Below are 12,526 nucleotides of genomic sequence, written 5' to 3'. Positions count from 1 at the left end.
GTGCCACGGGCTCAGCCCTCGCGAATGGCCCGGGCCTCGAGCGCGGCGCGGGCCCGCTCCGCGAGCCGCAGGCTGTCCGGGAGCTCCCGGCCCAGCAGCCGGGGGACGCCCACGGCCAGCGCCACCGCGTTGCTGTAGAAGCACGCCTGCGCCCGGGCCAGGTCCGCCAGCGGCAGCACGCGCTCCACCACCGGCAGGCCCTCCACGGACGCCATGGCCAGCAGCACCGCGCGGGAGATGCCCGGCAGGCACGGCGCGGACAGCGGCGGGGTGACGAGCGCGCCGTCCACCTGCACGAAGAGGTTGGCGGTGGGCAGCTCGCAGACCTCCTCCGCCTCGTTGGTGAGCACGGGCAGCCACGGCAGCAGCGCGTGCTGGCGGAAGTACGACAGGCCCTTGTGGTTCACCGTGCGCTCCGCGCGCCGGTAGGCCCTGGCCTCCACGCCTTCCAGCTCGCGGCCCTGCCGGTGCAGGGCTTCCAGCTCCGCGGGGAACGGACGGAAGGTGCACAGCACGTGGCCGTCGCTGACCGCGAGCTTGCCCACGCCGGTGAAGCGGGGCCCCATCGCCGGCTCCGCGGCGAGGCAGCGGCCCAGGGCCTCCCGCACGGCGTCCTCGCGCAGGAGCGCGGGGGCCGGGGCGCGCACGGCGGTGGGGAACGCGTCCAGGCTCCCGCGCAGGCGGGACAGGTGCCGCGCGAGGAACCTCGGCTGCCCCGCGTCGATGCGGAAGGTGGTGAAGAAGCCCGCGCCGAAGAAGAAGCCCTGGGAGAAGTCGTGCAGGCGCAGGTCCTCCCAGCGCTGGACGACGCCATCGACGGAGACGGTGGAGAACATGTTCAGGCCTGGCGGGAGGCGGGCAGGGCGCCGTCGAAGTGCATGGCCCCATACTAGACCCGGGCCCGCGCCCGGGGAGGGGCGTCACGGGGTGCCGGGCAGCGTGAAGAAGAACGCGGCGCCGTGGCCCGGCTGGCTCTCCACCCAGACCCGGCCGCCGTGGGCCTCCACCAGCCCCTTGACGATGGCGAGCCCCAGCCCGGCGCCCGCCTTGCGCGTGTGGATGGCCTGCCAGAAGCGGTCGAACACGTGGGGCAGCGACCGCGTGTCGATGCCCGGCCCCGAGTCCACCACGCGGAAGCACACCTGCTCCCCCTGGCGCTCGGCCTTCAGGAGGATGCGGCCCCCGGCCGGGGTGAAGCGGATGGCGTTGCCCACCAGGTTCTGGAAGATGCGCACCAGGCGCGCCCGGTCCGCGCGCACCCGGGGGAGGTCCGGCCCGGTCTCCACGTCGAGCCGCAGCGCCTTGTCCGCCGCCAGGAGCTCGTTCAGGGCCTGCACCTGGTGGAGCAGCGGGGGCACGTCCAGCGGCTCCAGATCCAGCAGCGTGTGCCCCGACTCCACCCGCGCCACCTCCAGCAGGTCGTCGATGAGCCCCTCCATGTTGCCCACCACGAGGCGGACCTTGCGCAGGGCCTCCGTGGCGCTCGCCTCTTCGTGCGTCCGGCTCAGGCTGCGCTCCGCGGAGCGGGACAGCAGGGAGATGGTGTTCAGCGGCGCGCGCAGGTCATGGGAGACGATGCCCAGCGTCTCGTCTCTCGCGGCGACGGCCTGCTTCGCGGTGCGGTACAGCCGCGCGTTCTCCAGCGCCAGCGCAGTCCGCCGCGCCAGCTCCTCCACCAGGGGGAGGCTCTCCTGGCCGTAGCGCAGGCCCGTGTGCGTGGACACCAGCAGCAGCTCCCCCAGGGAGTGGCCCTGGAAGGCCAGCGGCACGGCCACCGCGGACTCCACGCCGGGGCTGTCCGCGGCGGGCCCTGACAGCAGCACGCCCGCCCCCGTGTGCACCGCCCGCGCCACGGTCCGTCCCAGGGCGCTTGGGGCCCCGGGGACGCACGCCGCTCGCAGCGCGTCCGCCAGCTCGGGCGTCACGGCGGTGACCTCGGTGGAGGGGCCCTCTTCCGGGCAGCCGCCCCGCGTGGCGATGGCGCAGCCGTCCGCGAGCGTGGGCACCGCGAGCGTCACCACGGTGCGGACCACCTCCCCGCAGTCCAGGGAGCGCGTGCTGGCGGCGCCCATGTCGGAGAGGAAGCGGCCCCACAGCTCCACGCGCCGCTTCTCCGTGATGTCGCGGAAGTAGACGGAGAGCCCCTCCGGGGACGGGTACGCCACGACGCGCAGCCAGCGGTTGTCCACGACCGAGGGCTGCTCCTCCTCCACGGGGTGCTGCGCCGCGGAGGCCCGGCGCACCAGGGCCGCCATGGCCGGGCCGTGGTCGATGGAGAAGACGTCCTCCAGCCGCCGGCCCAGCAGCACCTCGCGCTGGAGGCCGAAGTGGGCCTCGGCGGGCCGGTTCACGTAGGTGAAGCGCCCGTCCCGGTCGAACGCGGCGAAGCCGTCGGTGATGCGCTCGAGCACCGCGTTCATCCGTTCGCGCGCGGCCTCCGCCTCCTCGCGGGCGGCCTCCTCCCGCGCCAGCCGGTTGCGAGCCTCGTCGGCTTCGTGGCGGGCGGTGATGTCCTCGTGGGCCACCACCACGCGCATGGGGCCTGACCCGATGAAGCGCGTGGCGCGCAGCAGGAACCAGCGCCGCTTGCCTCCTCCGGGCTCGTGGCACGGGTAGTCCAGGAGGAACGACTCGCGGTGGCCCGCGAGGATGTCGCGGATGCCCTGGGCCACGGAGGCCGCCTCCCTGGCGTTCGCGCCGCGCGCGGCCTCCGTCACCCGCAGGTAGTTCGCGCCCACGCCGCAGCGGCGGTCCGCGTCCTGACAGCCGTTGTCGCGCGCGAAGCGCCTCCAGGCGGCGTTGACGGCGAGGATGGCGCCCTGGCCATCCAGGATGGCGATGTGCGTGGACAGCGAGTCGAGCGTGGCGCGCAGGAACTTCTCCGACTCGTGCCGCGCATGCTCGGCGCGGACGCGGGCGCTGACATCCCGGAAGGTGACGGTGAGGCCTCCCGAGGAGGGGTACGCGCGCACGTCCAGCCAGGCATCGTGGGGGGCGTAGTAGGCCTCGAACGCGACGTGGACCTGCTGCGTGAGCGCCCGCTGGTACTCCTGCTCGAACACGGAGCCGCGCGCCTCGGGGAACTCGTCCCACACGTTGTGCCCGAGGAGCTCCTCGCGCGGGCGGCGCAGCAGCCACTCGCTGCTCGCGTTGAGGTAGGTGAAGCGCCAGGAGCGGTCGAGCGCGAAGACCGCGTCCGAGATGCGCTCCAGGGCGTCGAGGGCCTGGATGGACGAGGCACCCTCGGGCGTGGGGCGCCTGCGCGAGGTCCAGTCCTGGCCCTGTCGTACGGCCATTCCTCCCATCCCTCCATGAAAGACACTTGGAGGAAGTATGGGAGCCACTGCCGCGAGAAGCCGCGCGGGGACGGTGCTCTGCTCGGGGGCCGGTTGCGCCCGCGGGAGGGGAGCGCCCCCCTGCCCGCGGGCTTCGGTGCCGGAGGGTTACTGGGCCGCCGGCGCGAACCCGGGGCAGTCCTCACTGAATCCCGTGAGCGCGTAGTCGGTCATCTGGCCCGTTCGCAAGGGAGCCCTGCCGCAGAAGCACCGATCCGAGCCGACCTGCGTCGTGTACGTGGCGTCGCTGTAATAGATGGTCAAGGAGTCGGTCGTGCAGCGGTAGAGCGCGTCAACGCGCCTCTCCGGCTCCGAGGCCGCGCGCTGCTCGGCTTCGTCCATTCCACAGCCAAACTGAAGTCCGACGACGGCAAGACCCAGCATCAATGAACGGCGCATGGTGTCTCCAGGAGAGAGGGGGGGCTGCCTGGCGATGGTGCCACGTTGGCGCGCGCGAAGGTCCGTGGGTGGGCGCAAAGGCTCTCAAATGCCTGGGGTGTGTTGGATGCACGACCCGGGTGGACTCACCCCGCGTTGCGGATGCCCTGCTCCCCGGAGCGGTGCGCGAGCTGGAGGATTTCTTCCTCGGACAGTTGCTCTGTCTTGATGATGTTCCGGTCTGCCTTGAGCTGTTCCACCTGACCTTCACGCAGGACATGGAATTGACCTGTCTTCTGCGCCGGGAGGCGAACCGAAGCGTCCACGCGCGCCTCCGAGAACATGGGCTTGAGCTTGCGGAGCGCGGTCTCCTCCTTCACCCGGCCCGCGAACCAGGCGCGCACGTTGTCGCGGCACTTGTAGTCCAGGTCGCCGGGGCTCTGCGTCGCGAGCATCACGCCGACGCCGGCCGAACGCGCTCGCCGGAGCAGGTTCTCCATGGGCTGCTTCGTGGCGGGGATGCCCACCGCGGGCAGGTAGATGTCCGCCTCGTCGAAGAGGAGGACCGCCTGGAGCCTGGGCGACGGGTGCTGGCTGGCCCAGCGGTTGGCCTCCACCAGCAGTTGTGACACCCAGAACAGCGAGCTGTGCAGTCCGCCCAGGAACTTGGTGCTGATGATGGTGAGCCGCGTCTTGCCCGGCACCTTCGCGGCCCCCAGCCCCAGCAGCTCGTTCATGTCGAGCTTCTCCCCGGTGTTGGAGAGCAGGCTCTGCGCGTTGAGCCGCAGCGTCGCCAGGTCCTGGGCCAGCTTGATGAAGACCTTGTCATCCAGCCCATGCGCCTCCTGGACGAGCGTCATGTCCTGCGCGGCGACGAAGCGCTGGATGAGGTCCAGGGTGATCTCCTTGCCGGACGGGCGCTGCACCAGCAGGCGCAGCGCCAGGGCCAGCAGGGCCTTCGCGGCCTTGTCCTTCTGGCTGCTCTTGTACTCCAGCATGGTGGAGAGGGCGTCCGCCGCCTGCTGGAGGATCTGGTCGCGCTCCTCGGGCGAGAGCTTGTCGAGCCCCCGGGGCACCACCGGAATCGACAGCGGGCGTCCGTCCGAGCGGCCCGGCGTGTAGAGCGCCACGTCCACGCGCTCCCGCAGCAGCTTGCGGCGCTCGACCATCATCGGGTCGTCCAGCTCCTCCTCCCACGACTCGTCGCGCGCATACGCGGCGAGGTCGCCCTTGCGGTCCACGAGGATGGCGGGGACGCCTTGAATCACCAACTGCTCGATGAGGTTCAGGGCGAGCGTCGTCTTGCCGCTGCCAGGACCCCCGAGGAAGGCGCTGTGCTTGTTCAGCTCATCCGCCTGAACGTAGACGGTGTTGGTGAAGACGCCTTCGGAGACGCCCACGCGCATCTGGCCCTTGGGGCCTTCCTCCTTCTTCGGCGCCTTGGTCCCTTCGCCCTTCTTCGGGGGCCTGGGCGCTTCTTCCGCGACGGCCGTGGGGGTGGGCTCCTCTGGCGTGTGCGGCAGGATGGGGCCCGCGGGAGTGACCTCCCATTCGTTGACCCCGTCCGTCACGGAGGCCTCTCTTGAAGTGCCGGCCTTGCTGGGCACGGGCGTGGCGGACGCCACGGCCACCGTGGTGGAAGGCGTGTACTTCTCCAGGGCCAGCAGGTCCGTGATGCCCTGGAGCCGCGTCACGGGGCGGGCCACGCGGCTCCAGCCGAGGAACGCGGCTTCGTCGTGCTGCTTGCGGAACGCCTTCAGCGCGAGCAGCTCCCGCAGGTCGCTGGGGCCGACCACCGCGCGTCTGCCGCCCTTGCGGTGGAGCACCGCGGTCTGGTCCGCCACCAGCGTGCCCAGGCCCCCGGGGAACTCCGTGGAGCGCACGAGCACCGGCAGGCTCTTCTTCGCAGCCCTGATGGCGCTCTCCATCCGCCTCGCCAGGTGTCCACCCCGGGAGGTGGTGTTGCAGATCGCGACGTAGAGGTGGGTGTTCCCCGGCTGGAGCGTGACGTCGAGCGCGTCGTCCCCGAGGGGCTCCACCCGGAAGCGGGTGGCGCCTCCCAGCTCCTCCGCGCTCACCTGGATGCCCCAGTCGAGCAGGGCCGCGATCTCCGCGTCCTCTTCCGGCACACGCTCCTTGAACCGGGCCTTGAAGTCCGTCCAGGCCTGATCCAGGTCCGGCGCAGGGGGCGTCTGCGTGATGACGGTGACTCCCTTCGCGGGAGGCTGCTTCTTCTCCGGCAGGGGGAACGCCGCCGGCAGCTTGCCGTCCTGGATGGCCTGCTCCCGGTAGCGGTGGCAGGCGTTCAGGATGTCGCGCGTCCGCTGTCCGCTCAGCAGCTCGAAGCCCTGGGGCGGAATGGGGTAGGTGGGCTGGGCCGGGTTGAACGCGATGCCCTGCTGTTCGTACAGGGACTTCAGCCGGCGGGCCGCGATGTCCCGCCCCGTCTGCGCGGTGACGTTGATCTCCAGGTCCACGGGGTCGGGATTGCGCTCGATACGGTCGAGCATCGCGCGGTTGAGGTGCATGCGCGTCGCCGTCCAGAAGTCGGAGAGGCAGCAGACCACCACGACGGCCGTGGGCACCTGCGCCGCCAGCGCGACCAGCGTGCTCATCGCGCGGCGGAAGGAGGGCTCCATCTGGGGCCGCTGCTCGAAGTCGAGCATGTCCTCCACCTGGTCGACGCAGAGGACCATCGCCTTGCCGAAGATGCCCATGAGCTGGCCCAACTGGATGAGCATCCGGCTGGGGGACTCCTCGGTGTTGCGCGGGACCAGGTTGCCGATGATGGCCCGGTCCTCCGGTGACATCTCCTCGCAGCGCAGCCACTGGACGATGCGGTGGTGGAAGCGGGCCTCGCGGCGCTGGAGGCAGAGCAGGGCGCGCAGGAGGTTGACGTCGATGTTCCGGAACGCAGGGTCCGCGTGCAGGTCGTCCGCGACCGCGCGGATGTTGCCGTGCAACTCCTCGTCATCGAGGAGGTCCTCTTCGGGAATGTTGGCTGCGAAGATGTTCTTGCAGCGCTTGAGCACGGCCTCGGACAGCAGCATCAACCCCGTGTCCTCGACATGTCCGTGGTCGTACGGCTTCTCCAGCGAGTCGATGACTTCCGACAGGATGTACCGGTCGTAGTGCGTCACATCGACGGTCATGGGCAGATACCCGACGTAGCCCCTGCCGCTCTCGTGCACGCTGTTGCGGAAGGCACGCACCAGGTGCGTCTTGCCGCTGCCGGAGTCCCCTTTCAAGAGGAGGATCCTCCCGTCCTCGGGCGGTGTCTGCGCGGTGGCGCGCTTCACGAGCCGCTCGAACGCCGCGCGTGCCGGGGCGTTGATGGAGGGCACGTCGAACGGATCCCGCTTCCAGAGCGTCTGGCCCTGCTGGACGCTGTTGAAGATCTCGGGGCCATCGGACAGGAACGCTTGCAGCCGGGCGTCTTTGGACATGGAGAGGCTCCTGAGAGGGATTCAGCTAAAGGACGACGAAGTGGAAGGTGGCGCCGACGGTGCGCACTTCGGATTCGGTGATGTCCCGGGGGTTCATGGCCGCCAGCAGGTCCGCGCGCCCCAGGGCCAGCTCATGCGCGCGGTTGGCCGCGAGCAGGGCCTCATTGAACGCCGGGCGGTCCGCCCACTCGGGCTGCAACGCCTTCCACACGTGGGAGATGAAGACCTTGTTGTCCCCGAAGCGGCCCGAGGGCGGGATGCCCCTCGCCGCGTCCAGCACCCGCGTGGCGAACGACGCGGTATCCGTGGGCAGTGGCTGCACGGGCGCCTCCACGGGCTTCGGCCTGGGCACGGAGGCCTTGTCCGCCTCCGCCAGCACCCACTGCCGCAGCGCCGCCATCCGCACCACCTCCGCGTCCACCCGCGGCGCCCCCACCGCGCGGGCGGCCAACTGCTCCACGCCGCGCTTCGGGTCGCGGACCTCCTGGTCCAGCAGCTTGCCCAGCAGGTGCGCCTGCACCGCGCGCAGCGTGAACGCCTCGTCCGTCTCCACGCCCAGTCGCCGCCACAGCAGTCGGTCTCGCACCTGCGCCAGCGTCGGCGTCTCCGGCCCCTCCACCTGGTGCGCCCGCTTGAGCACCAGCGCCCGCACGCCGTCCGCGTCCGACAAGCGCCCCAGCGCGGACTTGGAGCCCGGCAGGCCCAGCCCCTTCGCCAGCAGGTGCTGCTGCTTCACGCGCTTCCACGTGAGCCCCTTGGGGGAATCCACCCGCAGGAACTTCAACGCCTGCTGACGGCCCGCCCCCGTCAACGCCAGCCCCGAACGGCCCCGGGCCTCCACGAGCTTGTCCTCCAGCAGCTCCGTCAGCAGCGCGTCGAACCGGCCGGTCCATTCGCCCCGGCTCCAGCGGTGCTCCACGAACGCGTGCAGCGTCTTCGCCAGCTCGGTGCGCGTGCCGGCCTTCTTCTCCGAGCGCGTCGCCAGCCAGGCCAGGGCCAGGCCCTGAATCCGGGTATCAGGAGTGTCGGTGTCCATGTCGTGGCTCCCGCCCGCCAGGCGCGTGCCCGCGGGCTTCAATCAACGTGTCGAGGGTGTGGAGGATGTGTTCCAACCGGGACAGCACGTCCGTCGCGAGCAGCCGGTACACCCAGTAGCCCTCGCGCTGCAGGTCCAGGTCCTTGCGCCGGTCGCGGCGGAACCGCTCCGGATCCTGGAAGTGGTGGTAGCCGTCGATCTCCACCGCGATGCGCAGCGAGCGGCACAGCAGGTCCACCTCCCAACTGCGCCTGTCCTCGGGGCGCAGCCGGGCGTTGAGCTCGAAGAGGCCCGCCGTGCGCGAGTGCTCCTCCAGCCGGTCGCGCAGGTACGCCTCCGCCTTGCTCCGCGCCCGGTCCGCGCCCGCCTCGCCCGCGCCCGTCAGCACCGCCAGCGCCACCTCGGCGGCGCTCACCCGCTGCTGCTCGGGCGCCCCCGCGCGCTCCAGCCTCCGGAGCGTCGCCACCGCGCTCGCGGTCTCGGAGGGCTCCTCCGGCACCTCCAGCACGCCCTCGCGCACCAGCGCCTTCAGCCGCGTCTCCCCGCCCGCCAGGAACGCCCCCAGTGCCTCGCTGGACACCACGCACGCCACCGCGAGCGCCGGCACCGCGCTGCTCAACGCCCCCGCCACCTGGAGCCCCCGGCACGATGGCGCCTCCCCCACCGCCACTCGCACCACGGGGGCCTGCCCGGGCGGCACCAGCGCGTGCAACGCGCGCAGCCCCGCGCCCGGGTTCCTCGCGAACGCCGTGCGCACGGCCTCCGGGAGCGTTCCTGGCTCCACCGCCTCACGGCCAATCACCAGCTCCCGGCACAGCGCCCACGTGGCGTCCGCCAGCACCGCGGGCGGCGGCAGCGCGTCCAGCAACACGCGCCGCTCATGGGCTGTCTTTCCCCGGAACACCGGCGTGTGTCTGGGATTCGCCGCCGTCAGGCTGAACGTCGCCAGCGCCTCCGCGTCCGCTCCCAGGTCCCGCGTCGCCGCCAGCGCCCGGGCCCACCCCAGCGCCGCCTCGTGCGGGTCCTCCCCGGACACCTCCACCACCGTCAGCCCGTGCCGCGCCGCCCACTGACTCCAGAGGGTCCCCCCCAGGGCCTCCGGTCCCTCCAACACGCTCAGGGTCGCGATGCCTTCCGCCCGGCGCCGGGCCTGACGGTCCAACGCATCCAGCAGCGCGACTTCTCCCGCCAATGGCAAGCACTACCCCCCGGGAGTGATGGCCTCACCGCCCCCTCGTGAGCAAAAGACTGCTCCCACGGGTCGGGTGAAGACAAGCCCCCCAAAGGAGGTATGGCGTTGCCGGGAAGGCAGGGACCCGGGTGGGTCTGAAAGGCTTTAGCGCCCCGCGTCGCCGCCGGTTTCCCGATGGAGGAGCACGCCCAGCACCGCCGCCGCGAGCGCCGACACCATGCCCGTCAGGAAGGGGGCCTGGGTGCTCCATGACGCATACATCCAGCCACTCGCCACCGGACCCACCGTGCGGGCCAGCCCACCGCACGACTGCGCCAGACCCAGCACGGCGCCCTGTTGGGACGGCGGGGCGACCTGGGAGGCCTGGCTCGAAATCAAGGGCTGCAGGAAGCCCGTCCCCACGCCCACCAGCACCACGGAGGCCATCATCGCGAGCGCCTGGTGAGACACCGCGAGCCCCGCCATGCCGCCCGCGAGCAGGAGCGCTCCGCAGATGAGCAGCCGGAACTCACCCGCCGCGCGCGACAGCGGGCCAATCAGCCCGCCCTGGATGACCATGCCCAGGCCCCCCACCACCGCGAAGGTGTAGCCCACCTCCTTGGAGCCCCAGCCCAGCCGCGCCTGCACCAGCAGCGCGAACGCCACCTGGAGCGTGGTCATGGACAGGAACACCGCGAAGAACAGCCCCAGCACCATCCCCAGGGCCTTGCGCTGGGGCGCGTCCCGCAGCGCGGACCAGCGCGTCTGGGCTTTCGCCGCCACGCGCTTCTCCACCGGGTGCGTCTCCGGCATCGCGAGGAGCGCGCCCGCGAAGCCCACCAGCGCCAGGGCTCCGGCGAGCAGCGGCGGCACCCACGGCCCCAGGCCGGAGAACAGGCCGCCCAGCGTGGGCCCCAGCACCATGCCCAGGCCGATGCCCGCGCCAATGCGCCCCATGGCCTTCGCGCGCGTTTCCTTCGTCGTCACGTCCGCGAGCGCCGCCTGACACGCGGCGATGTTGCCGGACGTGGCCCCCGCCAGGATGCGCGACGCGAACAGGAGCGGCAGCAGCCGCTGGTGGCTGGCCAGCGCGAACAGCGCCATCGCCACCGCGTTCGCCAGCAGGCTCAGCAGGATGACCGACCGCCGCCCGTGCCGGTCCGAGTAGCGCCCGAGCAGCGGCGTGGCGAGCAACTGCGTGAAGCTGAAGCACCCCAGCAGGATGCCCACCGTGCGCGCCGAGCCGCCCATGGACTGCACGTAGAAGGGCAGCATCGGGATGACGATGCCGAAGCCCACCAGGTCCAGGAACACGGTGAGGAACACCACCGCCTCCACCCGGCGCTGCAGGCCCGGCGTGGCGGCGGAGGCGCCGGCCACGCTCTCAGCCGCCATGACCCGCCCGGTCCACCGGGAGCGCGTCCGCGTACGCGCGCAGGATGCGGCCCTCGTCGTAGGCGGCGTGGAAGCCCGTGGCCTCCAGGAAGCGCTTGTTGTCCACCACGATGGGGTAGCGCAGGTGGTCCGTGGCCCCCACGGACAGCCGGGGGAAGCCCGCCCGCCCCAAGAGCAGCGACAGCACCGGCGACGGCAGCGGCACCGGCGTGCGGCCCGTGCCCTTGATGATGACCGACAGCGGCATGGGCGCGGGCCCCGCGACGTTGAAGATGCCGCGCACCTGCTTCTCCAGCGCCAACTGCAGCGCCGTCACCACGTCCTCCTCCTGGAGCACGTGGAAGAGCGGGTCGTAGCCCAGCACCATGGGCACGCGCTTGCCGCGCAGGAGGTTCGCGAGCGTGCCCGTGCCCGGCGTGCCCAGCGTGTACACGAGCCGCAGCACCGCGGTGGTGACGTCCGGCAGGCGCCACAGCGCCGTCGCCGCGTACAGGTCCGCGGCCACCAGGTCCGCCAGCTCCGGGATGGCCTCCAGCGCGCGCGGGGGCTCGTCCTCGCTGTGGTACAGCGGCGAGTCCGGCGCCGCGCCGTAGAACGTGTGCCGGCCCACGAAGAGCACCTGCTTCACGCCGTGCGCCGCGCAGTGGTCGAAGAGGGCCTTGGTGCCGTCCAGGTTGATGCGGCCGCGCTCGTGGCCCTGCACGGTGAACGCCGTCACCGTGGCCATGTGGATGACGGCCTCCGGCTTCCAGCGGCGGAAGACGTCCTCGGCGGCGCGCTTGCGGATGTCCACCGGGTGGATGTCGATGCCCTTGGGCGCGTCCCGCCACGGGCGCACGTCGATGCCCGCGACCTCATGGCCGCTGTCCCGAAGCTTGAGCGCCAGCCTGCGCGCGATGCCGCCGGAGATGCCCGCGATCAACACCCTCATGGCAACAGCCTCCGGGCCCGGCGCAGGTTGCGCTCGGCGCGGTTGTCTTCGATGAGCCGCTGGATGCTCGCCTTCACCTGGTCCACGTAGCCCTGGATGACGTGGTCCTCCTCGTCGCCCGTGCCCTCGAAGACGAGCGGCTCGCCGTAGTGGATCTCCAGCCCCACCGGCAGGGGCAGCGGCAGCAGGTATGGCGTCAGCGGGACGTACGGGATGCCCAGGAGCTTGCCCAGCGCGTACGCGTTGGTGACCGTGGGGATGGCCGCGCCGCCGCCCAGGAAGGCGAAGGGGATGATGGGCGAGCGCGTCTGGAGCGCCAGCCGGATGAACCCCGTGCCGAAGTCCACCAGCGAGTAGCGGTCCGGGTAGAGCTTCGCGGTGCCCCGGGCGCCCTCCGGGAAAATCATCAGCAGCCGGTCGTCCTCCAGGAGGCGCACGGCGTGCTCGGGCAGGCCGGTGAACTGGCCGGTGCGGCTGGCCCACAGCGAGGCCACGGGGAACTTGTGGATGAAGCGCTCCACCATGCCCTGCGCCAGCCGGGGCGGGTCCATCTCCAGCAGGGTGGAGGTGAGCACCATCATCCCGTCCACCGCGACGCCGCCGGAGTGGTTGCCCACCAGCATGCCCCGGCCCCTCTTGGGGATGTGCTGCACGCCGGTGCAGCGCACCCGGAAGTAGTTCCGGTAGAGGAAGGCGAAGAACTCCAGCGCCAGCTTCAGGTGCTTCTTGGAGATGCCGTACGGGTCGACCCCGTACTCGTTGAAGGGCAGCTCCAACCGCTCCACCCGCTCTGACAGCGACTCGCTCTGGGGCACGGGGCGCACCGTAGCACCG

General features: G+C 71.7%; 9 protein-coding genes. All 9 read right to left on the bottom strand.

Going from position 1 to position 12,526, the window contains the following annotated elements; all coding sequences use genetic code 11:
- Window positions 1-11: 11 nt before the first annotated feature.
- On the bottom strand, window positions 12-836 hold the full coding sequence (locus K8612_RS35355) for an aminotransferase class IV (protein WP_223743401.1): 825 nt from the start codon (window positions 834-836) through the stop codon (window positions 12-14).
- A gap of 84 nt (window positions 837-920) precedes the next feature.
- Window positions 921-3,296 (bottom strand): PAS domain-containing protein, encoded by a 2,376-nt coding sequence (locus K8612_RS35350; protein ID WP_223765479.1) that lies wholly within the window; start codon window positions 3,294-3,296, stop codon window positions 921-923.
- Between the two features lie 147 nt (window positions 3,297-3,443).
- Entirely contained in the window at window positions 3,444-3,734 is a 291-nt protein-coding gene (locus tag K8612_RS35345) for a hypothetical protein (RefSeq protein ID WP_223765478.1), read from the bottom strand.
- Window positions 3,735-3,859: 125 nt separating this feature from the next.
- On the bottom strand, window positions 3,860-7,159 hold the full coding sequence (locus K8612_RS35340) for an ATP-binding protein (protein WP_223765477.1): 3,300 nt from the start codon (window positions 7,157-7,159) through the stop codon (window positions 3,860-3,862).
- Between the two features lie 25 nt (window positions 7,160-7,184).
- Window positions 7,185-8,195: a hypothetical protein gene (locus K8612_RS35335; RefSeq protein WP_223765476.1), complete on the bottom strand. Its 1,011-nt coding sequence runs from the start codon at window positions 8,193-8,195 to the stop codon at window positions 7,185-7,187.
- Window positions 8,176-9,387, bottom strand: a complete 1,212-nt coding sequence (locus K8612_RS35330) for an endonuclease domain-containing protein (RefSeq protein WP_223765475.1) — start codon at window positions 9,385-9,387, stop codon at window positions 8,176-8,178. Before K8612_RS35330 ends, K8612_RS35335 begins: the two co-directional genes overlap by 20 nt.
- Before the next feature lie 144 nt (window positions 9,388-9,531).
- Complete coding sequence (locus tag K8612_RS35325) at window positions 9,532-10,761, bottom strand: MFS transporter (RefSeq protein ID WP_223765474.1); 1,230 nt, start codon at window positions 10,759-10,761, stop codon at window positions 9,532-9,534.
- A complete protein-coding gene (locus K8612_RS35320) occupies window positions 10,751-11,692 on the bottom strand; it encodes an NAD-dependent epimerase/dehydratase family protein (protein WP_223743408.1) in 942 nt (313 codons plus the stop codon). The genes K8612_RS35325 and K8612_RS35320 overlap by 11 nt, the downstream gene beginning before the upstream one ends.
- On the bottom strand, window positions 11,689-12,516 hold the full coding sequence (locus K8612_RS35315) for a lysophospholipid acyltransferase family protein (RefSeq protein WP_370639983.1): 828 nt from the start codon (window positions 12,514-12,516) through the stop codon (window positions 11,689-11,691). The genes K8612_RS35320 and K8612_RS35315 overlap by 4 nt, the downstream gene beginning before the upstream one ends.
- Between the last annotated feature and the right edge of the window lie 10 nt (window positions 12,517-12,526).

It is taken from the genome of Corallococcus sp. AS-1-6 (assembly GCF_020037015.1).
In the GTDB taxonomy this organism is placed as follows: domain Bacteria; phylum Myxococcota; class Myxococcia; order Myxococcales; family Myxococcaceae; genus Corallococcus.
This window is presented reverse-complemented; position numbering and strand designations above follow the sequence as displayed.

What these genes read in the sequence shown, in the direction of transcription:
- K8612_RS35350 (WP_223765479.1), bottom strand. Translation starts at nt 3,296, where the DNA reads ATGGCCGTACGACAGGGCCAGGACTGGACCTCGCGCAGGCGCCCCACG.
- K8612_RS35335 (WP_223765476.1), bottom strand. Translation starts at nt 8,195, where the DNA reads ATGGACACCGACACTCCTGATACCCGGATTCAGGGCCTGGCCCTGGCC.
- K8612_RS35320 (WP_223743408.1), bottom strand. Translation starts at nt 11,692, where the DNA reads ATGAGGGTGTTGATCGCGGGCATCTCCGGCGGCATCGCGCGCAGGCTG.
- K8612_RS35325 (WP_223765474.1), bottom strand. Translation starts at nt 10,761, where the DNA reads ATGGCGGCTGAGAGCGTGGCCGGCGCCTCCGCCGCCACGCCGGGCCTG.
- K8612_RS35345 (WP_223765478.1), bottom strand. Translation starts at nt 3,734, where the DNA reads ATGCGCCGTTCATTGATGCTGGGTCTTGCCGTCGTCGGACTTCAGTTT.
- K8612_RS35355 (WP_223743401.1), bottom strand. Translation starts at nt 836, where the DNA reads ATGTTCTCCACCGTCTCCGTCGATGGCGTCGTCCAGCGCTGGGAGGAC.
- K8612_RS35340 (WP_223765477.1), bottom strand. Translation starts at nt 7,159, where the DNA reads ATGTCCAAAGACGCCCGGCTGCAAGCGTTCCTGTCCGATGGCCCCGAG.